Source organism: Rhodococcus sp. Z13 (assembly GCF_025837095.1).
Lineage (GTDB): Bacteria > Actinomycetota > Actinomycetes > Mycobacteriales > Mycobacteriaceae > Rhodococcus > Rhodococcus sacchari.
In genome coordinates, this window is record NZ_CP107551.1 from 1567194 (window position 1) to 1588098 (window position 20905).

Below are 20905 nucleotides of genomic sequence, written 5' to 3' on the forward strand. Positions count from 1 at the left end.
GACTACCGCGTGGGCGCCGTCGTGTTTCCCGGGACCTGTGCCGGCCCCGGGGTCAGCGCCGGGGCGAGCGCCGCCGCGAGGAGCACACACCCGAGCGGTACCACCAGCGCCGCCGTCAGGGAACTCGCCTCCGACAGCCATCCGATGCACGCCGGCCCGGCGAGGAAACCCAGATACCCCAGCCCGACCACCCGCGACACGTTCGTCCCCGGCGAACCCTCGTCGAGGTTGCCCGCCGCCGTGAACAGTTGCGGCACGGCACCCGACAGGCCCAGACCGAACAACGCCCACCCGGTGAGGGTGAGACCCAGCCACGGCGAGGCGATCACCGTCGCCATCCCGGCGGCGGCGAGGAGAGCGCCGTACCGGACCACGGCGACACCGCCGAACCGCGCGGTCACCCGGTCTGCGACGAACCGGCCGAGGGTCATCGTCGCGGAGAAGGCACCGAACGCGAGGGCCGCCACCGACTCGGGGCTGTCGAGCCGCTCGAGGACCTGCAGAGCGCTCCAGTCGTTGGCGACGCCCTCGCAGACCATCAACGCGAACGCCACACCACCGAGCAGGACCACCCGACGCGAATACCCGCCGTGGGGTGCGGGAGAGGCGGGCATCGGCGGGCGCTCCGGCCGGAGCAGGTACCGGCCCGTCCACGCCACGAGCACCGCGCCCAACGCACCGGACACCGCCAGGGTCACCGGTGGCCGCACGTCGAGGGCGAGCGTCGCCGCGCCGACGAGCGACCCGGCGATGCCGCCCGCCGAGAACACGCCGTGGAAGGCGGCCATGACGGGCCGCCGATAGCGCTGCTCGACCACCACGGCCTGAGAGTTCATCGACACGTCCAGCGCACCGTTGGCGAACCCGAACAACACCAGGGCGAGACCGAGCTGCCAGGGCGCCGCCACCAGACCGGGACCGACCGTCGCGACGGCCAGCGCGAGGGCGGCCACCACGGTCGTGCGGTGGCTGCCGAACCGGTCGGCGAACCGGCCCGTCGTGTGCATGCCGGCGAGCGCCCCCGCCGCGAGCAGCAGGAGCAACGACCCCAGCGCGGCGTGGTCGATGCCCACCCGCTCCCGGATCGCGGGGATGTGCACCACCCACAGAGCGAGCAGGAACCCGTTTATCCCGAAGATCGTGAAGACCGCGAGACGGGCGCGGACGAGCGGGGCCGCCGTACGTGCAGACGCCGGGTGGGCAGGATCGGTCACGCGGATCCACGCTACCGACGACGGCGGTATCTCATGTCCCGCTCAGCAGCGCCGGGACGGGATCGGTGAGGAACGCACCGATCGCCGCGAGTGCCCGACCGGCCTGTTCCCCGTCGACGAGCCGATGGTCGAAGGCCAGCGACAGCGTGACCACCTTCCGCACCGCCAGCTGCCCGCCGACCACCCACGGCCGGTCGGCCACGGCCCCGACGGCCAGGATCGCCGACTCGCCCGGATTGAGGATGGGGGTGCCCGCGTCGACGCCGAAGACACCGACGTTCGTCACCGACACGGTCGAACCGGTCAACTCGGCCGGGGTCGCCTCACCGGACCGGGCGCGTTCGGCCGCCGTGGCGATCGCCCCTGCCAGCTCCGGCAACCGCAGCCGCTGTGCTGCACGGACCACCGGCACCTTCAGACCCTCGGTCGTCGCGGTGGCGATCCCGAGGTGCACGTCGTGGTGGAGGACGATCTCACCCGCCTCGTCGTCCCACCGGGCGTTGAGCGACGGCTCCTCGGCGATCGCCGCCACAAGGGCGCGGGCCACCACGGTGAGCACCGTGGGATGCCGGCCCTCGAAGGCCGGGGAGGCCCGCAGGGTGGACACCAGCTCGACCGTCGCCGTCGCGTCGCAGGTGAGGAACAGCGTCGCGTGCGGGGCCGTGAACGCGCTGCGGGTCACCGCCTCGGCGGTGCGCTTGCGGACCCCGCGGACGGGCAGCCGCGTCACGCCGTCGGAGGTCTCGTCCGAGGACCCGACTCCGCTGCCGGTCGCCTGGTGGTCGGGGACCCCGGCCGCACGGCGCACGTCGTGGCGGGTGATCACCCCGCCCTGTCCGGTGCCGGTCACGGCGCGCAGATCCACCCCGAGCGCGCCCGCGAGCTTGCGGGCCCCCGGTTTGGCATCCGGGCGGGCCCGTGTCGGCTCGGCGCAGGCCCGTACCGGCTCGGTGTCGGGGGTCGCGGCGGGGGTGGCCGGCTCGGTGTGCATGGCCGCCGTGCGGTGGGCGCGGCGGCTCACCGGCACCTCACCGGGTCCGTAGCCGACCAGCACGGACGGTCGTGCCGGGGGAGCGTCGGTCTCCTCGGGGGTGTCGGTGGCGATACGCAGCAGCGGCGCACCGACGGGAACGGTCTGCCCCGGTTCGACGAGCAGTTCCGTCACCGCTCCGGCGTAGGGGGACGGCAGTTCGACCGTCGCCTTCGCTGTCTCCACCTCCCCGATGATCTGGTTGAGGTCGACGTGGTCGCCCACCGCCACCGACCAGTGCACCCACTCGGCCTCGGTGAGACCCTCCCCGAGATCGGGGAGACGGAACTCCTGCACGGTGGAAACCGGATCCGCCACAGTGCCTCCTCACGCCGCCAGCGCCCGGTCGACCGCGTCGAGGATGCGGTCGGGGTCGGGACGATGGTGGGACTCGAGTTTGGCCGGGGGATAAGGGATGTCGAATCCACCGACCCGCAGCACCGGGGACTCGAGCTGGTAGAAGCAGCGTTCCCCGATGCGGGCGGCGATCTCGGCGCCGATCCCGCAGAAGACCGGTGCCTCCTGCACGACGACGAGCCGGCCCGTGCGGCGCACGGACTCCTCGACGGTGTCGAAGTCGATCGGCGACAACGACCGCAGGTCGATCACCTCGAGCGAATGTCCTTCCCCCGCGGCGATCTCGGCGGCCTGCAGCGCCGTGGGCACCAGCGAACCGAAGGTCGCCAGGGTGGCGTCGGTGCCGGAGCGGACGATCCGCGCGGTGTGCAACCCGATCTCCGGGGCACGGTCGACGTCGACCTCGCCGCGCTCCCAGTAGCGGTGTTTGGGTTCGAGGAAGATCACCGGGTCGTCGAGTGAGATCGCCTGCTGGATCATCCAGTACGCGTCGGACGGGCTGCCGGGGGCCACCACGCGCAGCCCGGCGGTGTGCGCGAAGTACGCCTCCGGGGACTCCGAGTGGTGCTCGACCGCGCCGATGCCGCCGCCGTAGGGGATCCGCACGGTGAGCGGCGCCGTCACCGCCCCGGCGGTGCGGTAGTGGATCTTCGCGACCTGCGAGACGATCTGGTCGAAGGCCGGATACACGAAGCCGTCGAACTGGATCTCGCACACCGGCCGGTAGCCGCGCAGCGCCATCCCGAACGCGGTTCCGACGATGCCGGATTCGGCGAGCGGGGTGTCGAACACCCGGTTCTCCCCGAAGTCCTTCTGCAGGGTGTCGGTGATGCGGAAGACGCCGCCCAGGGCGCCGACGTCCTCACCCATGACGACGACCTTGGGGTCGTTCTCGAGTGCGCGGCGCAGACCCGCGTTGAGGGCACCGCCGAGAGTCATCGTGGTCATCGTCGCACCTCCTCCTTCTCGGCCGCGAAGCCTGCCAGATAGGCGGCGTACTCGGCGCGTTCCTGCTCGATCAACGGATGATCGGTGGCGTAGACGTGGTCGAACAGCGCCTCGGGCCCGGGATCGGGCATCTCCACGGTGCCGCGGCGCAGGCGCATCGCGGCGTCGTCCGCGGTGGCCGTCACCTGCTCGAAGAACGCGTCGTCGGCGAGCCCCTCGCGTTCGAGCAGCCGCCGGATCCGGTCGATCGGGTCGCGGGCCGCCCACTCCTCGAGGTCGGCGGGGGTGCGGTAGCGGGTGGGGTCGTCGGACGTGGTGTGCGGACCCATACGGTAGGTGAGCGCCTCGACGAAGAACGGCCCGGCGCCCTCGCGGGCGTGCCGGACGGCGCGGCGGGTGACCGCGAGGACGGCGAGCACGTCGTTGCCGTCGACCTGCACCGCCGGCATCCCGAATCCCGCCGCGCGCTGGGCCAGCGGCATCGGGCTCTGCACCCGGGTGGGGGCACTGATGGCCCAGTGGTTGTTCTGGCAGAAGAACACCACGCCGGCGCCCCAGCTCACCGCGAACACCATCGCCTCGGACAGGTCCCCCTGGCTGGTGGCGCCGTCGCCGAAGTAGACGACGGTGGCGATCTCGGCGCCGTCGAGTTTCGCGCCCATCGCGTAGCCCGTCGCGTGCAGGCCCTGCGAGCCGACGACGATCGCGGGATTGGTGATGTTCACCTTCGCCGGATCCCAGCCGGACAGCGCGCATCCGCGCCACAGTCGGGTCATCTCGGCGGGGTCGACGCCCCGGCACCACGCGACCGCGTGCTCGCGGTAGCTGGTGAAGACGTAGTCGTCGGCGGCGAGGGCGTGGGCGGAGCCGACCTGTGCGGCTTCCTGCCCCAGGAGTGGGGCCCACAGACCGAGTTCGCCCTGACGTTGCAGGGCGACGGCCTCGGTGTCGAGGCGCCGCGCGACCACCATGTCGCGGTACATCTCGCGGAGCTTCTCCGGGCCGACATCGGCCACGAGCGGGGCGTAGTGGGTGTCGAGGACGCGTCGTCCGTCGGGTTGGACCAGTTGGACCGGATATCCGTATGCGGTCGATGCAGCCATCGGATCACCTCGTCGGTGCGGACCCGGGGTGTCCTTGTGGGGCACCACCGGGTGATGTGTGCCGTACGTCACATTCTCCGTATTGTGGAGGGATGCGCAATCGATCCGAACCCGATTGCGCAGAAAGCACAATTCGGCGCTCCGTCGGGCTGGCAGACTGCGAAGAATGACCAGTCTGGACGCGACCGACGCCCGTCTGCTGCTCGAACTCGCCCGCACTCCGCGGGCCACCGGCGTCGAACTGTCGCAGCGGCTCGGGCTGTCCCGCAACACCGTTCAGGCGCGACTCGCGCGCTGGGAGGCCGAAGGACTGCTGGCGTCGTTCGAGCGCCGCGTGGACCCCGTCGTTCTCGGTTATCCGCTCGCCGCCTACGTGGCCACCCGGGTCGACCAGCACCGCCTCGACGAGGTCGTCGACGCGCTCGCGCGGATCCCCGAAGTCACCGAGGTGTACGGCCTGACCGGCCCGATCGACCTGTCGATCAAGGTGGTCGCGCGCGACGCCGACGACCTCTACCGGCTGGCCGGGCGCATCCTCGAGATCGAGGGTGTCGAACGCACCGACATGTCGCTCGTCATGCAGGAGCTCGTCCCGCAGCGCACCGTACCGCTCCTCGAGCGTGCCGCGAAGCGCCGTTGAGGGCGGTGCCGTCGAGAGCAGTGCCGTCGAGAGCAGTGCCGTCGAGGGTGGCGCGGTCGGGGTCTAGGTGGTCGACGGCGGGGACGTGACGAGCTGCGCGGCGGCCTTGCGGATCTGATCGGGGATCGGGACGGGCCGCCGGGTGGTCGGGTCGACGTAGACGTGGACGAACCGGCCGGTCGCGGCGGGGATCAGGGAATCGCCCGATTCCCGGAAGATCGCGAGCGAATAGGTGATCGACTGCGTGCCCAGGCGATCCACCGCCAGGCCCACCTGCAGCCGGTCGGGAAAGGACAACTCGGCGAGATAGCGGCAGGAGGTCTCGGCCACCACACCGATCGCCTCGAGTTCACGGATGTCGACGCCGGTGGTGGACATGAGCCAGCCGTTGACCGCCGAGTCGAAGTACGAGTAGTACGTGACGTTGTTGACGTGTCCGTAGTGGTCGTTGTCGGCCCAGCGCGTCTGCATCGGCCACAGCACCGGGAACTGCTCCGGCTGGGGCGGGGCGGCGGGGCTCGTCGGTTGGCGCTTGCTCACGCTTCGACGATAGTGCTCCTGGCACGCCAAATCCGATCAACAGCACCTTGAATGCCGAACCGACACCGAAACAGGACGAACCGGGCGCGAGGTATGAGAAGGAGGGGACCTTCGGCGGTGCCGAACCGCCGGGGCGCCGCACGAATGTGTGACGTACGCCGCATTCGTGCCAGGATCGGGGCATGGCCGAATCCGATGTCCTCCTCACGACCGTCGAACTCGCAGCCCTGATCGACCGGGGCCACCCACCGATCCTGCTCGACGTGCGCTGGGCACTCGGCGACCCCCACGGCCGCGACCGGTTCCACGAGGGTCACATCCCGGGCGCCGTCTACGTCGACCTCGACGAGGAACTGGCCGACCCGCCCTCGGCCGAACACGGTCGTCATCCGCTCCCCGAGATCGGCCGGCTGCAGGCCGCCGCCCGCCGGTGGGGCATCGACGACGGTGATCTCGTCGTCGCCTACGACGCGAGCGGCGACCTCGCGGCCGCCCGCGCCTGGTGGTTGCTGCGCTGGGCGGGACACCGGAACGTCCGGCTGCTCGACGGCGGCCTGCAGGCCTGGATCGCCGGTGGGCACCTCGTCGCCGCCGGCCCCGGTGCCGACCCCCGGCCGGGCACGGTCACCCTGAGCCCGGGCCACATGCCCACGATCGGACCGGACGACGCCGCCGACTTCACCGAGCACGGGGTGCTGCTCGACGCCCGCGCCTACGCCCGCTACCGCGGCGACGAGGAGCCCGTCGACCCCCGCGCCGGGCACATCCCCGGCGCGGTCAGCGCCCCCACCACCGAGAACCTGCGGGCGGACGGGTCCTTCCTGCCCTCCGACCAGCTCGCCCACCGTTTCTCGCGGCTGGGTGTCGGCCGCGGGGACGTCGCGGTGTACTGCGGGTCGGGAATCAACGCCGCCCACGAGATCGCCGCGCTGGAGATCGCGGGCATCGAGGCGGCGCTGTATCCGGGCTCGTGGTCGCAGTGGTCCGCCGACCCGACCCGTCGCGTGGCGACCGGCGGCTGAGCCGGATGCCGCTCGCCCGGCGATGGGACGAGTCCTGACAATTCGCTCGACAGTACGTAGATTGGTACAAATGAAACATTTCGGTCGGGGATTCGTCGGGGTTGCGGCGGGAGCCGCACTGCTGTCCACACTATTGGCCGCGCCCACCGTGGCCGCGGCGCCGGTACCGCCGGGACGGGCACCTTCGCAGTGCGTGTCCACCGTTCCGGTATCGGACATCGCCGCCCTCACGGATCCGCAGGGAATCGATACCTTCGACGACGCCCGGGCGCGCATCGCGGAACTGCGGCAGCTGCTCACCCGCAGCGACGACTACCGCGGCACCTTCGTGCTCGCCTTCGACGAGATCCTGGAGCTGACGGGCCCGACTCTCGACTCCGGCATCTACGACGACCCGGAGTGGGCCTCGGCGCTCGCGGTCGAGGTCGTGCGTCTCTACCTGTCCAGCTGGCACGAGTACGTCACCGGTGGCACACCGGCACCACACTGGGCGAACGCCCTCGCCCTGGCCGAGCAGTGCGACCGCAGCCCGGGCCGGATCCTGCTCGGCTCGATCGTCGCCCATCTGGTGATCGACTTCCCGGAAGCCCTCGTCACCATCGGCTCCACCCCGCAGCACACCCGCGACTTCTACACCTTCGGTGAAGCACTCGTCGATGCCGCACCGGCCATCGCGAGCGAGTTCGACGCGACCTACGGCGTCGACCTCGGCCCGTTCTTCACCGGCTGGTTCGCCGGCAACCTGTTCGGGAAGACGGAGACGACCACCTTCATGTTCCAGTCGGCCCGAACCGCCGCGTGGGTGAACAACTTCGGTCTGCAGAACCCCGCCACCGCCGGCGTCACTCGCATCGAGATGAACCTCGCGGTCGACGCCGCGTCCGTCGTCCTCGACGGGATGGAGCAGACCGGCATCATCTGATCGTTCAGGAGCGGGAGTACTCCGACGCGCGGCGGATCTGGTCGCGCGTCGGGGTCACCCCGGTGTAGAGCTCGAACTGCAGGGCCGCCTGCAGGGCGATCACCTCGTCCCCGGTGATCACCGGGACACCGCATTCGCGGGCGTATCGCACGAGCGGGGTGTCCGGGGGCATCGCCACCACGTCGAAGACGGTCGCGGCCGCCGCCACCGCCTCGCGGGGGACCGGTAGATCCTCCGACTCCGCTCCGCCCGCCATCCCGATCGGGGTGGCGTTGACGATCAGGCCCGGCGCGAGACCCTCCGCGTCGGATCGCCACGTGTAGCCGTACTTGCGGGCGAGGGCCCGTCCCGCCCCCTCGTTGCGGGCCAGCACCGTTCCTTCGTCGAAACCGTTGTGCCGCAACGCCGCCGTCACCGCCTTCGCCATCCCGCCGCTGCCCACCACCGTGACCGGCAGGGACGGGTCGACGCGGTGTTCGACGAGCAGGTCGCTCACCGCCTGGTAATCGGTGTTGTAGGCGTGCAGGACGCCGTCCTCGTTGACAATCGTGTTCACCGACTCGATGGCCCGCGCCGAATCGTGCAGGACGTCGACGAGGGGCAGTACCGCTTCCTTGAACGGCATCGACACCCCGGCGCCCCGGATACCGAGTCCGCGGATCCCGGCCACCGCGTCCTCGATGTTCGCGGGCGCGAAGGCCTTGTAGACGAAGTCGAGTCCGAGTTCCTCGTAGAGGAAGTTGTGGAACCGTGTGCCGATGTTGCTGGGGCGACCCGACATCGAGATGCACAGGCGGGTGTCCTTGGAGATGCGTTCGAGCATCCCTTCACGGTACCCAGGGAGTAGCCAGGGAGTAGTTCGAACATCTCCTCACGGGCACGATCCGGCCACCTCGCTCAGCACGCGGTGATCCGCGGCCGTGACCGGCAGCGCGTAGCGCACCGCCACGGTGAGATACCGCCCGGCGAACCAGCAGCGGTAACCGGCGGCCGGCGGCAACCACTGCGCGGGTGTGCGATCGCCCTTGTCGATATTGGCCTGCCCGTCCACCGCGACGAGGTTGTAGGTGATGTCGTTGGCGAACTGCCGCCGCCGGTCGGCGGGCCAGCGCGCCGCACCCAGATCCCACGCCGCCGCGAGCGGATAGATGTGGTCGATGTGCACCGCCTGCGCCTCGGCGCGCCGGAACTCCACGCGCGCACCGGTGTACGGGTCGTGCAGCACCCCGGAGAGCACCACGCAGTCGCCGCTGCCCGGTCGGAGGACGGGGGAGCGGAGGTCGCGGGCGAGCACCTCGTTGCGGGTGTCGCAGCCGTCGCGCCCACCGGCACCCGGATGATCGTCGGACCAGGCAGGACCGAACACGCACCCCTCACCCGGGCCGCAACCACGCTCGTAACCCGGCACCTCCGGGCGCTCGGCCACCACGTCCACCTGTGCGAGCAGGGCGTGGATCGCGGCCCGGTCCGGGCTGCCCGGCACCGCATCGGTGTCCGTACCCAGGTTGTCCCAGGACCAGGACACCACCACCGCGACCAGTACCGCCGTCACCCACCCCGCCGTGTTCCCCCCACGCACGCGGGCATCCTGACACGACCTCCCGACAGCGCCGGACCGGATACGGGACGGGTCTCAACGGATCGTCAGCACGACCTTGCCTCGGGCGTGCCCCGCCTCGACGATCGCGAGCGCTTCTCCCGCCTCGCGCAGTGGCCACGTCCGCTCGATGTGCGGGACGAGCAGACCGCGGACCACGAGCCCGGCCACCCGCTCGAACACCTCGCGGCTACGGCGCCGGGTGATCCCCGAACCGCCCAGGGCCGTCGCCCGTGCGGGATCCGCGATGCTCACGAGCCGCCCAGGATCGCGCGACAGTCCTGCCGTCCGGTCCAGCACCTCCCCGCCCACGAGATCGACGATCGCGGTCACCGCACCGCACCGTTCGGCCGCCTCGGCCACCCGACTCTCGAAGCCGTCCCCGGACTCGATCCACGTGCCGCCGTCGGCTCCGACGAGATCGCGCTTGCCCGCGCTCGCCACCCCGAGCACCGCCGCACCCGTGGCGTGCGCCAGCTGGGTGACTGCGGACCCGACACCGCCCCCGGCGCCGAGCACGAGCACGGTGTCCGCGTCGACGATCCCGAGGTGCTCGACGATGTCGAAGGCGGTCCCCGCCGCCACGGGGATGGTGGCCGCCACCTCGAAGGACACCTCCGCGGGCTTGTGGGCCGTCCCGGTCGCGTCGAGGAGTGTGTACTCGGTGTATCCGCCGAAGCCCGCGGCGGTGGCGCCGAAGACCACGTCGCCGACGGCGAAGCCCGACACGTCCTCACCGACGGCGGTGACCACCCCGGACACCTCCCGCCCGAACACCGCGGGGAAGCTCACCGGCACGGTGTTCCGCCGCAGGCCGGCCCGCACCTTCCAGTCGGCCGGGTTCACACCCGCCGCGTGCACGGCGACCAGCAGTTGTCCCGGTCCGGGCGCGGGAACGTCCACCTCGAGCAGGTCCTGGGTCTCCGGACCGCCGTGGTCCACGAAGCCGTACGCGAGTGCCATGGGACCCAGCCTGCCATCGCGGTCTCCCACGGCTGGCACGATGGTGGGCATGTTGCACGGGCTGTGGTCACCGGGATCCGGCCTGATGCTGTGGTGGGACCCGGTCGGCGATCCCGATCCCGAGGACCTGCCGTCGGCGGTCCGCCGGTGGATCGACCGGCCGTTCCGCCACTGCATCGAGCTGACCTTCCCCGGCGATGCCGAATCCCGCACGGTGCCCGCCGTCGCGGTCGCACCGCCCGAGGCCGCCGAACTCCTGCTCGACCTCCCACGCCGACCCAAGGGCGTGGGCGGCGACCTGCGCTATCTCGCCCACGTGGCGCGCGGCATCGAACGCTGGGCGCAGGCCGGACGCGTCGCCCCCGAACTCGTGCGCGCCGAGAAGCAGTGGTGGGCACGGTGGCGACTGCTCGGCGGGGAGAAGACCCGCGCGTGGTCGGCGGAACTCGCCGCCGCGATGCCCCCGGTGCAGCGGCAGCTCGGCCGCCCCGTCGACCTGCTCGACGACCTGTGCCGCGAGCTCACCGACCCCATCGTGCGGGGACTGCACGGCCCGTCGACCTCCCTGCACCCCCTGATCGCGGCGCTGGCGGAGGGCACCCCGCATCCGCGCGGCACCCAGCGCATGGCCGACGCGCTCGAGGAGTGGCGGGCCAGTCTCGCCGGCTACGAACCCGATCTGGTGCTGCGCCTCGTCGAACCGGACGACACCGACGACGACATCGGCGCCGACGCCCTGTGGCGGCTCGAGGTGTGCCTGCGCAGCGAGGGCCGGCCGCCGATGCCGCTGCCGGTGGAGAAGACCGACCCGCACCTGCTGCAGATCGGTCACCGCAAACTGCTGGTCGCGCTGAACGCCTATCCGCGCCTGCAGGACGTGCCCCGCGACCCGGCGAGCCTCGACCTGCTGCTGCCCACCCCGGTCGTCGTCGACCTCGTCGAGCACGGTGCCCGTTCGCTCGACGCCGCAGGCATCGCCGTGCTGCTGCCGCGCGCGTGGGCGACCCTCGATCCGTCCCTGCGCCTGCAGGTCGACTCGCCGGTCGCGCCCGTGAGCACCGACGACAGCGTCGTGGGCATGAACGCGATCGTGTCCTACGAATGGCAACTCGCAGTCGGCGACATGCTGCTCACCCCCTCGGAGATGGAGCAGCTGGTCGCGGCCAACAGCGACCTGGTGAAACTGCGCGGCAAGTGGGTGCGTGCCGACGCGGAGGCCCTCGCCCGCGCCGCCCGCTACGTGAATGCGCACTCCGTGCGCGAGGGCACGCTCGGCTCGCTGTTCGCCCAGTTCACCGGCGACGACCCGCCCCCGGCCGAGGTCACCGAGATCACCGCGTCGGGCTGGATCGAGACCCTGCTGGACGGGCGGGCTCATCCCGAACCCGTGCCGGTCCCGGCGGGGCTGAAGGCCGAACTGCGGCCCTACCAGCAGCGCGGCCTCGACTGGCTGGCCTTCATGAGCCGGCTCGGTCTCGGTGCGGTGCTGGCCGACGACATGGGCCTGGGCAAGACCATCCAGGTGCTGGCACTGCTCGCACACGAACGCGAGTCCGGCATCGAGGGGCCACCCACCCTGCTGGTGTGCCCGATGTCGGTGGTGGGCAACTGGCAGCGCGAGGCCGAACGGTTCGTGCCCGACCTGCGGGTGTACGTCCACCACGGTGCGCAGCGGCTGCGCGGACCGGCCCTGGCGGAGACGGCGGCCGGTCACGACCTGGTGGTCACCACCTATGCGATCGCGGCCCGCGACGTCGCCCAGCTGGCGGCCCTGTCCTGGCGGCGGGTGGTGCTCGACGAGGCCCAGCACGTGAAGAACACCGCGACCGCCCAGTCCCGCGCCACTCGCGCGATCCCCGCCGCGCACCGCGTCGCGCTCACCGGCACCCCGGTGGAGAACCGGCTCGAGGAGTTGCGGGCCGTGCTGGACTTCGTGAACCCCTCCCTGCTGGGCAGCGCGGCGTCGTTCCGGGCCCGCTTCGCCGTCCCCATCGAGCGCGACCACGACGCCGTCGCCGCGGCCCGGCTGCGCGCGCTGTCGGCGCCGTTCGTGATGCGCCGCGTCAAGACCGATCCCGACGTGATCTCGGACCTGCCGGAGAAGTTCGAGCAGACGGTCCGGGCCAACCTCACGGCGGAGCAGGCGGCGCTGTACCGGGCCGTCGTCGACGACATGATGCAGCGCATCCGTGACGAGGAGGGTATGGCCCGCAAGGGTGCCGTGCTCGCCGCCCTGACCCGTCTGAAACAGGTGTGCAACCATCCGGCGCAGTATCTCGGCGACGGGTCGCCGGTGCTGCGCCGCGGCCGGCACCGCTCGGGCAAGCTCGCGCTGGTCGAGGACATCGTCGAGTCGGTGCTCGCGGACGGCGAGAAGGTGCTGATGTTCACCCAGTTCCGGGAGTTCGGCGAACTCGTCGTCCCGTATCTCGAGGAACGGTTCGCGACGACGGTGCCGTTCCTGCACGGCGGGGTGTCCAAGACCCGCCGCGACGCGATGGTCGCCGAGTTCCAGGGCGAGGGCGGCCCACCGATCATGCTGCTCTCGCTCAAGGCGGGTGGTACCGGACTGAACCTGACCGCGGCCAATCACGTGGTGCACCTGGACCGCTGGTGGAATCCGGCGGTGGAGAACCAGGCCACCGACCGCGCGTTCCGTATCGGGCAGCGCCGCGACGTGCAGGTCCGCAAACTGGTGTGCGTGGGAACCGTGGAGGAACGGATCGACGAGATGCTCACGGGTAAACAGGAACTCGCCGACATCGTGGTCGGTGCGGGGGAGAACTGGATCACCGAGCTGTCCACCGAGCAACTGCAGTCCCTGCTCGCCCTCGGTGACGAGGCGGTGGGCGACTGATGGCCCGCACCGGACGTTTCGGCAGCGCCCACCGGCTCGACGGCGGCATCGACACCCGGGGCCGCCGCGGCGCGCTCGGACGCAACTGGTGGTCGAAGGAGCTGCTGTCGGCGATGGAGCAGACCGCCGACAAGGGCCGGCTCACCCGGGGCCGGCAGTATGCGCGCGCGGGGCAGGTGCTGACCCTGCGGATCGAACCGGGTGTCGCGCTCGGGGAGGTGCAAGGTAGTCAGCTGACCCCGTTCTCGGCCTCGGTGCAGGTGCGCAGGCTCGACGAGGACGCCGTCGCCGAACTCGTGGACCGGGTCCGCTCGTCCCCGGGCATGCTCGCGCGGCTCGCCGCCGGGATCCTGCCGGAGGAACTGGGGCCGCTGCTGCTGCCGCGCCGCGCCGGTGAACTCGACTTCGACTGCACCTGTCCCGACGACGGGTGGCCCTGCAAGCACGCCGCCGCCGTCGCGTTCCTGCTGGCCGAACAGGTCGACGAGGATCCGCTCGCGGTGCTGACCCTGCGGGGGGTGGACCTGACGACCCTGATCGGCGGCACCGAGGAGACCGCCGACGAGCCTGGGGACGACGAGGATTTCTACGGTGACGACACCGAGTTGCCGGAGCTGCCCGTGGAGCGGTTCCGGCCGGCGACCGAGGACCTCGACCCGATGCTGCTGCGCCGGGCGTTGCGTGCCGGTGGCACCGACGAGGCCGTGGTGATCCGCGCGCTCACCGATCTCGAGGACCTGTACCGCCGAATGCGGTGACCCGCTGGTGCTGCGCAATCGTGCGGCTGCCGCTGCCGCTGCCGGAAGCGGTTGTGTGTCCCGCCCGAGGGGTATGCCTGCGCGGGTGGAGGCGACGACGGTCGTGCCACGGAGAGCCGAACCCCCGAGTGGAGGATCCATGGGTACACCCGTACGAGAGATGACCGACGCGGTCCGCGACGAGGCCGAGACCTACCGGAACGGGGAGGACCGCCCGCTCGGCGGTTACGCGGTGCTCATGTCCGTGTACCTGACGATCGTGTCGGTGCTCGGCGGTGTCGCGGCCCGACGCGGACGTGCGATGCCGCGGCCGGACACCGGGGATCTCGTCGTCACCGCGCTCGCGAGCCACAAGATCTCCCGCATCGTCAGCAAGGCGGCGGTGACCAGCCCGGTGCGGGCCCCGTTCACGCGATACGAGGAACCGGGTGGGCCGGCCGAGGTGATGGAGCAGCCGCGAACCTCGTCGCGGGTCCGGCACGCTGTGGGGGAGCTGCTGGCGTGCCCGTTCTGTCTGGACCTGTGGGTGGTGACGGCCCTGGTCTTCGGCCGGGTCCACGCGCCGAACCTCACTCGGCTGGTGGCGGGCTCCTTCGCCGCCCTGACCGGCGCCGACTTCCTGCACCTGGCCTACGCGAAGGCGCAGCAGATCGCCGAGGGCTGACCGGTTCGTGGCCCCGACCGGACGGATCGGCGGAGTGTGACGGTAGACATACGTGGACTTCCAACTATAGGATGAGCGAAGACTTCGGGCCGTCGCGCCCGTACGCCCATCTGTACACAGACCGCACTCCAGCAAAGGACGGGTTCGGACATGAGCGTTCGAGAACTCACCCACTTCGTCGGCGGACAGCACGTCGCCGGCACCTCCGGCCGCTTCGCCGACGTCTTCGACCCCAACACCGGCGAGGTCCAGGCGCGCGTCCCGCTCGCCACCCGCGCCGAGGTCGAGGCCGCCATCGCCAATGCTGAAGAGGCGCAGAAGGAATGGGCCTCGTGGAACCCGCAGAAGCGCGTCCGCGTGCTGATGCGTTTCCTGCAGCTCGCGCAGGACAACATGGACGAGCTCGCCCGCCTGCTGTCGAGCGAGCACGGCAAGACCATCCCCGACGCCAAGGGTGACATCCAGCGCGGCCTCGAGGTCGTCGAGGTCGCCCTCGGCGCCCCGCACCTGCTCAAGGGCGAGTACACCGAGTCCGCCGGCACCGGCATCGACGTCTACTCGATGCGGCAGCCGCTCGGCGTCGTCGCCGGCATCACCCCGTTCAACTTCCCGGCGATGATCCCGTTGTGGAAAGCCGCCCCGGCCCTCGCCTGCGGTAACGCCTTCGTGCTCAAGCCTTCCGAGCGCGACCCCTCCGTCCCGCTGCGCCTGGCCGAGCTGTTCCTCGAGGCCGGCCTGCCCGCCGGTGTGTTCAACGTCGTCAACGGCGACAAGGAGTCCGTCGACGTCCTGCTCGACGACCGGCGCATCAAGGCGATCGGCTTCGTCGGCTCCACCCCGATCGCGCAGTACATCTACGAGACGGCCGCGAAGAACGGCAAGCGCGCGCAGTGCTTCGGCGGCGCGAAGAACCACGCGATCATCATGCCCGACGCCGACCTCGACCAGGTCGCCGACGCTCTCGTCGGTGCGGCCTACGGCTCGGCAGGCGAGCGCTGCATGGCGCTGTCCGTCGCCGTGCCCGTCGGTGAGGAGACCGCCGACCGCCTCGTCGCCAAGCTCGTCGAGCGCATCGCCGACCTGCGCATCGGCACCAGCTTCGACGAGAAGGCCGACTTCGGCCCGCTCGTGACCGCCGCCGCCCGCGACCGCGTCCACGACTACATCGCCAAGGGCATCGAGGAGGGCGCCGAACTCGTCGTCGACGGACGCGATTTCGTGCTCGAGGGCCACGAGAACGGCTTCTTCTCCGGCGCGACCCTGTTCGACAAGGTCACCACCGACATGTCGATCTACACCGACGAGATCTTCGGTCCCGTCCTGTCGGTCGTGCGCGCCCGCGACTACGAGCACGCCCTGCGCCTGCCCACCGAGCACGAGTACGGCAACGGCGTGGCGATCTTCACCCGCGACGGCGACACCGCCCGCGACTTCGTCTCCCGCGTCCAGGTCGGCATGGTCGGCGTCAACGTCCCGATCCCGGTGCCGATCGCCTACTACACCTTCGGTGGCTGGAAGGCCTCCGGCTTCGGCGACCTCAACCAGCACGGCCCCGACGCCTTCCGCTTCTACACCAAGACCAAGACGGTCACGCAGCGCTGGCCCTCCGGTGTCAAGGAAGGCGACCTCGAGGGTGCCCACGTCGCCGACACCGACCACTTCGTCATCCCGACGATGGACTAGGCGGTCGTCGATGTTCATCCTCTCCGACGACGACCGGGCGATCCGCGACACCGCCCGGGACTTCGCCAACGAGTACCTGGTCCCCAACGCGGTGGAGTGGGACCAGAACAAGCACTTCCCGGTGGACGTGCTGCGCAAGGCCGCCGAACTCGGCATGGGCGGGATCTACGTCAGCGAGGACGTGGGCGGATCGGGACTGCGCCGTCTCGACTCCGTCCGCATCTTCGAGGAACTCGCCAAGGGTTGCCCGTCCGTGGCCGCCTACATCTCCATCCACAACATGGTCACGTGGATGATCGACAAGTTCGGCAACGACGACCAGCGCAAGCAGTGGGTGCCGAAGCTGTGTTCGATGGAGCACCTGGCCAGCTACTGCCTCACCGAGCCGGGCGCCGGCTCCGACGCGGCGGCCCTGAGCACCAAGGCCGTCCGCGACGGTGACGAGTACGTCCTCACCGGTGTCAAGCAGTTCATCTCCGGTGCCGGCAGCTCCGACGTGTACGTGATCATGGCCCGCACCGGCGACACCGGTGCGCGGGGCATCTCCGCGTTCATCGTCCCGAAGGACACCCCCGGGCTGTCCTTCGGCGCCAACGAGAAGAAGATGGGCTGGAACGCCCAGCCCACCCGGCAGGTGATCCTCGAAGGGGCACGTGTGCCGGCGGCGAACCTCCTCGGCACCGAGGGCGGCGGCTTCCGCATCGCGATGCACGGCCTCAACGGCGGGCGCATCAACATCGCCGCCTGCTCGGTCGGCGGCGGCCAGACCGCCCTCGACCGCACGGTCGCCTATCTTGCCGAGCGCAAGGCCTTCGGCGAACGCCTGCTCGACTCGCAGGCCCTGCAGTTCCGCCTCGCCGACATGCGCATCGACCTCGAGGCGGCCCGCACCCTGCTGTGGCGCGCGGCCGACGCCCTCGACCGCGGCACCGACGACGTCGTGGAGCTGTGCGCCATGGCGAAGCGGTTCGCCACCGACGCGGGCTTCCGCGTCGCGAACGAGGCGCTGCAGCTGCACGGTGGCTACGGTTACCTTGCCGAGTACGGGATCGAGAAGATCGTGCGCGACCTGCGCGTGCATCAGATTCTGGAAGGAACCAACGAGATCATGCGGGTGGTCGTCGCGCGGAGCGTGGTGGCCGCAGCGCAGAACGGAGCGGCATGACCGGGCAGGAACCCGAGATCCTCATCGACGTCAAGGACGGCCTCGGCCGCATCACGCTCAACCGGCCCAAGGCCATCAACGCACTCAACCACGCGATGGTCCTCGAGATGTCCAAGGCCCTGAGCGCGTGGGAGAACGACGACTCGGTGCGCGCCGTCCTCGTCCGCGGCGCCGGTGAACGCGGCCTGTGCGCCGGCGGCGACATCGTCTCGATCTACCACGACGCCAAGGACGGCGGCACGGGCTCGCAGGACTTCTGGCGCGACGAGTACATCCTCAACGCCGCCATCGGTCGCTACCCGAAGCCCTACATCGCGATCATGGACGGCATCGTCATGGGCGGCGGCGTGGGCATCTCGGCGCACGGCAACGTCCGCATCGTCACCGAGCGGTCGAGCATCGCCATGCCCGAGACCGGCATCGGGTTCATCCCCGACGTGGGCGGCACCTACCTGCTCTCCCGCACCCCCGGTGAGCTCGGCACCCACATCGCCCTGACCACCGGGCGGATGAAGGCGGGCGACGCGATCGCCCTCGGCTTCGCCGACCACTACGTGCCGTCCGAGTCGCTCGACAAGTTCGTCGCCGCACTCGAATCCGGTTCCGTCGAGGACGCCCTCGCGGAGTACACCCGGCCGGCACCGGAGTCGACGCTGCTCGCCCAGCGCGAGTGGATCGACGCGGCCTACTCGGCCGACACCGTCGAGGAGATCGTCGAGCGCCTGCAGTCCTCCGACGTCCCCGAGGCACGGGAGACCGCCGAGCAGGTGCTCTCCAAGTCGCCGGTCGCGCTCAAGGTGACCCTGCGGTCGCTGCGCGCCGCCCGCGAACTCGGCAGCCTCGAGGAGGTGCTGAACGAGGAGTTCCGCGTCTCCACCGCCTCGCTGAAGTCGCACGACCTCGTCGAGGGCATCCGCGCGCAGGTCGTCGACAAGGACCGCAACCCGAAGTGGTCGCCCGCGACCCTCGCCGACGTCACCACCGCCGACGTCGACGCCTACTTCCAGCCGCTCGGCGATCTCGAACTCGGGCTCGCCGCTCCCAAGGAGAACGACCGATGAGTGCACTTCCCACCGTCGCCTTCCTCGGCCTCGGCCACATGGGTGGGCCCATGGCCGCGAACCTGGTCCGCGCCGGCTACACCGTCCACGGCTACGATCCCGTGCCCGCGGCGCAGGAGGAGGCCACGAAGAACGGCATCACCGTCGAGACCGCGGCCGTCGACGCGGTCCGTGACGCCGACGTCGTGATCACCATGCTGCCCAACGGCAAGCTCGTCCTCGACCTCTACGACGAGATCCTGCCCGCCGCGAAGCCGGACACCCTGTTCGTCGACAGCTCGACCATCGACGTCGCCGACGCCCGCACCGCGGCCGAGAAGGCACACGCGGCCGGTCACCGCGCGGTCGACGCCCCGGTCTCCGGTGGTGTCGCCGGTGCCGCCGCCGGCACCCTCGCCTTCATGGTCGGGGGCAGCGAGGAGGACTTCGCGACCGCGAAGCCGCTGCTCGAGGCCATGGGCCGCAAGATCGTGCACTGCGGCGGGTCGGGCAACGGCCAGGCCGCGAAGATCTGCAACAACATGATCCTGGGCATCTCGATGATCGCGATCAGCGAGGCGTTCGTGCTCGGCGAGAAACTGGGTCTCGACAACCAGGCGCTGTTCGACGTCGCCTCCAACGCATCGGGCCAGTGCTGGGCGCTCACGAGCAACTGCCCGGTGCCGGGTCCGGTGCCCACCACGCCCGCGAACAACGACTACCAGCCGGGCTTCGCGACGGCGCTGATGGACAAGGATCTCGGACTTGCCGCCAACGCGGTGCGGTCGAACGGTGTCGAGGCCGAACTCGGACTGCGTGCGGCCGAGATCTACCATCGGTTCAACACCGAGGGTGGTGGGGGACTCGACTTCTCCGCCATCATCACCGACATCCGTGACCGTTCGACCGCGAAGGACAGCAAGTGACCGATTTCGAGACCATCCTGCTCGACCGCAAGGACCGCGTCGGCATCGTCACCCTCAACCGGCCCAAGGCGCTCAACGCGCTCAACAGCCAGCTGATGCGTGAGGTCGTCGCCGCCGTCGAGGAACTCGACGCGGACGACTCGATCGGCGCGATCGTCATCACGGGTTCCGAGAAGGCCTTCGCCGCCGGCGCCGACATCAAGGAGATGGCGCCCAAGTCCTTCGCCGAGGTGTACGCGGAAGACCTGTTCTCGCAGTGGGATCGGCTCTCGTCCGTCCGCACGCCGATCATCGCCGCGGTGTCCGGCTACGCGCTCGGTGGCGGTTGCGAACTCGCGATGCTCTGCGACTTCATCATCGCGTCCGACACCGCCAAGTTCGGTCAGCCCGAGATCAAGCTCGGTGTCATCCCCGGCATCGGCGGCTCCCAGCGCCTCACCCGCGCCGTGGGCAAGTCCAAGGCCATGGACATGGTCCTGACCGGCCGCAACATGGACGCCGAGGAAGCCGAACGCGCCGGGCTCGTCTCGCGGATCGTTCCCGCCGCGGAACTGCTCGACGTGGCCCTCGAGACCGCCGCGACCATCGCGTCGATGTCGCTGCCGGTCGCGATCATGGCCAAGGAGGCAGTCAACCGCTCCTTCGAGACCACCCTCGCCGAGGGCGTGAAGTTCGAACGGCGCGTGTTCCATTCGACGTTCGCCACCGCCGACCAGAAGGAAGGCATGGCGGCGTTCGTGGAGAAGCGCGCTCCGCAGTTCAAGCACGCCTGATCCTCCGAACGACACGCGGGCCGCCCCGAATCGGGGTGGCCCGCCGTCGTTTTCGCACGTGCTCGTGCCTCACCACTTGGAAGGGGCGCCCCCGGTGTCGAAGTCGCCGGCGTCGTGCCGCATCGTCGCGAGGATGCGCAGCAGGGTGTCGATGTGCTCACCGGGGATACCGGGACGCGCGAAGACCTCGGCGTTGAGCTTCTCGGTGGCCTGGATCGCCAGAGCCCGTCCCGCGTCGGTGAGTTCGACGAGCGTGGCCCGCCGGTCGCTCGGATGCGGGGTGCGCCGCACCAGCCCGGCCTTCTCGAGCCGGTCCACCGCGTTGGTCACACTGGTGGGATGCACCTGCAGTCGCGCACTGGCCTTCGCCATCGGCAGCGCACCCGATCTCGTGAAGTGCAGCAGCATGAGCAGTTCGTAGCGGGCGAAGGTCAGACCGAACGGCTTGAGCACCTCCTCGACCCGCGCCATCATGATCTGCTGGGCCCGCATCACCGAGGTCACCGCGGCCATGCCGTCGGCGACTTCGCCCCAGCCGTGTGCGGTCCACTGGCGGTGGGCTTCGGCGATGGGATCGAGGGGAAGTGGCGCGGGCATGCCTCCATCATCCCATGCGGGAACCCGCAGGTAGGCAGGGCACACCGGTCCGTCGTGTCTTTGTCCCGAGGAAGTGCCCGTTCCGTGGTGTCGGTGGTTCTCCGCG

20 protein-coding genes are annotated in these 20905 nt (G+C 70.6%); 11 read left to right on the forward strand and 9 right to left on the reverse strand.

The features are described from left to right. Positions 1-2: 2 nt before the first annotated feature. The 4 genes from OED52_RS07150 to pdhA are packed head-to-tail and all read right to left on the reverse strand — an operon-like array spanning position 3 to position 4652. Positions 3-1214 (reverse strand): MFS transporter, encoded by a 1212-nt coding sequence (locus OED52_RS07150; protein ID WP_264153964.1) that lies wholly within the window; start codon positions 1212-1214, stop codon positions 3-5. A 31-nt stretch (positions 1215-1245) separates the two neighbouring features. After that, positions 1246-2562, reverse strand: a complete 1317-nt coding sequence (locus tag OED52_RS07155; RefSeq protein WP_264153965.1) for a dihydrolipoamide acetyltransferase family protein — start codon at positions 2560-2562, stop codon at positions 1246-1248. Positions 2563-2571: 9 nt separating this feature from the next. Then, a complete protein-coding gene (locus tag OED52_RS07160) occupies positions 2572-3549 on the reverse strand; it encodes an alpha-ketoacid dehydrogenase subunit beta (protein WP_264153966.1) in 978 nt (325 codons plus the stop codon). Further along, positions 3546-4652: a pyruvate dehydrogenase (acetyl-transferring) E1 component subunit alpha gene (gene pdhA, locus OED52_RS07165; RefSeq protein WP_264153967.1), complete on the reverse strand. Its 1107-nt coding sequence runs from the start codon at positions 4650-4652 to the stop codon at positions 3546-3548. Before pdhA ends, OED52_RS07160 begins: the two co-directional genes overlap by 4 nt. 166 nt (positions 4653-4818) lie before the next feature. Here pdhA and OED52_RS07170 point away from each other — a divergent pair, with 166 nt between their 5' ends. Continuing rightward, positions 4819-5292: an Lrp/AsnC family transcriptional regulator gene (locus OED52_RS07170; RefSeq protein WP_264153968.1), complete on the forward strand. Its 474-nt coding sequence runs from the start codon at positions 4819-4821 to the stop codon at positions 5290-5292. 63 nt (positions 5293-5355) lie between these two features. Here OED52_RS07170 and OED52_RS07175 read toward each other — a convergent pair whose 3' ends face one another. Then, positions 5356-5832 carry an acyl-CoA thioesterase gene (locus OED52_RS07175; protein WP_264153969.1) on the reverse strand — a complete coding sequence of 159 codons (477 nt, stop codon included), beginning with the start codon at positions 5830-5832 and terminating at the stop codon, positions 5356-5358. Between the two features lie 182 nt (positions 5833-6014). Here OED52_RS07175 and OED52_RS07180 point away from each other — a divergent pair, with 182 nt between their 5' ends. Continuing rightward, the gene (locus OED52_RS07180) at positions 6015-6854 is read left to right on the forward strand and encodes a sulfurtransferase (protein ID WP_264153970.1); all 840 of its coding nucleotides are present in this window, start codon (positions 6015-6017) and stop codon (positions 6852-6854) included. Positions 6855-6924: 70 nt separating this feature from the next. Further along, positions 6925-7776 (forward strand): DUF5995 family protein, encoded by an 852-nt coding sequence (locus OED52_RS07185; protein ID WP_264153971.1) that lies wholly within the window; start codon positions 6925-6927, stop codon positions 7774-7776. Positions 7777-7780: 4 nt separating this feature from the next. Here the strand turns inward: OED52_RS07185 and OED52_RS07190 are convergent, their stop codons facing one another. The 3 genes from OED52_RS07190 to OED52_RS07200 all read right to left on the reverse strand — a co-directional run bounded on the left by OED52_RS07190 (position 7781) and on the right by OED52_RS07200 (position 10336). Beyond that, positions 7781-8599, reverse strand: a complete 819-nt coding sequence (locus OED52_RS07190; RefSeq protein ID WP_264153972.1) for a shikimate 5-dehydrogenase — start codon at positions 8597-8599, stop codon at positions 7781-7783. 48 nt (positions 8600-8647) lie between these two features. Next, entirely contained in the window at positions 8648-9328 is a 681-nt protein-coding gene (locus OED52_RS07195) for an HNH endonuclease family protein (protein ID WP_413247726.1), read from the reverse strand. A gap of 81 nt (positions 9329-9409) precedes the next feature. Then, entirely contained in the window at positions 9410-10336 is a 927-nt protein-coding gene (locus OED52_RS07200; RefSeq protein WP_264153973.1) for an NADP-dependent oxidoreductase, read from the reverse strand. Between the two features lie 49 nt (positions 10337-10385). On the opposite strand from OED52_RS07200, the gene OED52_RS07205 reads away from it, so the two are divergent. The 8 genes from OED52_RS07205 (at position 10386) to OED52_RS07240 (ending at position 20202) form a co-directional block, all read left to right on the forward strand. Next, positions 10386-13193 carry an SNF2-related protein gene (locus OED52_RS07205; RefSeq protein WP_264153974.1) on the forward strand — a complete coding sequence of 936 codons (2808 nt, stop codon included), beginning with the start codon at positions 10386-10388 and terminating at the stop codon, positions 13191-13193. Then, positions 13193-13951, forward strand: a complete 759-nt coding sequence (locus tag OED52_RS07210; RefSeq protein ID WP_264153975.1) for an SWIM zinc finger family protein — start codon at positions 13193-13195, stop codon at positions 13949-13951. The genes OED52_RS07205 and OED52_RS07210 overlap by 1 nt, the downstream gene beginning before the upstream one ends. A gap of 139 nt (positions 13952-14090) precedes the next feature. Next, on the forward strand, positions 14091-14615 hold the full coding sequence (locus OED52_RS07215; protein WP_264153976.1) for a DUF1360 domain-containing protein: 525 nt from the start codon (positions 14091-14093) through the stop codon (positions 14613-14615). A 150-nt stretch (positions 14616-14765) separates the two neighbouring features. Continuing rightward, on the forward strand, positions 14766-16298 hold the full coding sequence (locus tag OED52_RS07220) for a CoA-acylating methylmalonate-semialdehyde dehydrogenase (RefSeq protein ID WP_264153977.1): 1533 nt from the start codon (positions 14766-14768) through the stop codon (positions 16296-16298). Between the two features lie 10 nt (positions 16299-16308). After that, entirely contained in the window at positions 16309-17463 is a 1155-nt protein-coding gene (locus OED52_RS07225; RefSeq protein ID WP_264153978.1) for an acyl-CoA dehydrogenase family protein, read from the forward strand. Further along, positions 17460-18524 carry an enoyl-CoA hydratase/isomerase family protein gene (locus OED52_RS07230; protein WP_264153979.1) on the forward strand — a complete coding sequence of 355 codons (1065 nt, stop codon included), beginning with the start codon at positions 17460-17462 and terminating at the stop codon, positions 18522-18524. Before OED52_RS07225 ends, OED52_RS07230 begins: the two co-directional genes overlap by 4 nt. Beyond that, positions 18521-19429, forward strand: coding sequence for a 3-hydroxyisobutyrate dehydrogenase (gene mmsB / locus OED52_RS07235; protein ID WP_264153980.1), 909 nt, complete (start codon positions 18521-18523; stop codon positions 19427-19429). Before OED52_RS07230 ends, mmsB begins: the two co-directional genes overlap by 4 nt. Next, positions 19426-20202: an enoyl-CoA hydratase gene (locus tag OED52_RS07240; RefSeq protein ID WP_264153981.1), complete on the forward strand. Its 777-nt coding sequence runs from the start codon at positions 19426-19428 to the stop codon at positions 20200-20202. The genes mmsB and OED52_RS07240 overlap by 4 nt, the downstream gene beginning before the upstream one ends. A gap of 69 nt (positions 20203-20271) precedes the next feature. On the opposite strand, the gene OED52_RS07245 is transcribed toward OED52_RS07240, so the two are convergent. After that, complete coding sequence (locus OED52_RS07245; protein WP_264153982.1) at positions 20272-20799, reverse strand: MarR family winged helix-turn-helix transcriptional regulator; 528 nt, start codon at positions 20797-20799, stop codon at positions 20272-20274. Positions 20800-20905: the final 106 nt, after the last annotated feature.

Coding starts and splice junctions, on each gene's coding strand:
- OED52_RS07220 (WP_264153977.1), top strand. CDS start 14,766: ATGAGCGTTCGAGAACTCACCCACTTCGTCGGCGGACAGCACGTCGCC.
- OED52_RS07225 (WP_264153978.1), top strand. CDS start 16,309: ATGTTCATCCTCTCCGACGACGACCGGGCGATCCGCGACACCGCCCGG.
- OED52_RS07205 (WP_264153974.1), top strand. CDS start 10,386: ATGTTGCACGGGCTGTGGTCACCGGGATCCGGCCTGATGCTGTGGTGG.
- OED52_RS07215 (WP_264153976.1), top strand. CDS start 14,091: ATGGGTACACCCGTACGAGAGATGACCGACGCGGTCCGCGACGAGGCC.
- mmsB (WP_264153980.1), top strand. CDS start 18,521: ATGAGTGCACTTCCCACCGTCGCCTTCCTCGGCCTCGGCCACATGGGT.
- OED52_RS07200 (WP_264153973.1), bottom strand. CDS start 10,336: ATGGCACTCGCGTACGGCTTCGTGGACCACGGCGGTCCGGAGACCCAG.
- OED52_RS07245 (WP_264153982.1), bottom strand. CDS start 20,799: ATGCCCGCGCCACTTCCCCTCGATCCCATCGCCGAAGCCCACCGCCAG.
- OED52_RS07185 (WP_264153971.1), top strand. CDS start 6,925: ATGAAACATTTCGGTCGGGGATTCGTCGGGGTTGCGGCGGGAGCCGCA.
- pdhA (WP_264153967.1), bottom strand. CDS start 4,652: ATGGCTGCATCGACCGCATACGGATATCCGGTCCAACTGGTCCAACCC.
- OED52_RS07170 (WP_264153968.1), top strand. CDS start 4,819: ATGACCAGTCTGGACGCGACCGACGCCCGTCTGCTGCTCGAACTCGCC.
- OED52_RS07210 (WP_264153975.1), top strand. CDS start 13,193: ATGGCCCGCACCGGACGTTTCGGCAGCGCCCACCGGCTCGACGGCGGC.
- OED52_RS07160 (WP_264153966.1), bottom strand. CDS start 3,549: ATGACCACGATGACTCTCGGCGGTGCCCTCAACGCGGGTCTGCGCCGC.
- OED52_RS07190 (WP_264153972.1), bottom strand. CDS start 8,599: ATGCTCGAACGCATCTCCAAGGACACCCGCCTGTGCATCTCGATGTCG.
- OED52_RS07180 (WP_264153970.1), top strand. CDS start 6,015: ATGGCCGAATCCGATGTCCTCCTCACGACCGTCGAACTCGCAGCCCTG.
- OED52_RS07230 (WP_264153979.1), top strand. CDS start 17,460: ATGACCGGGCAGGAACCCGAGATCCTCATCGACGTCAAGGACGGCCTC.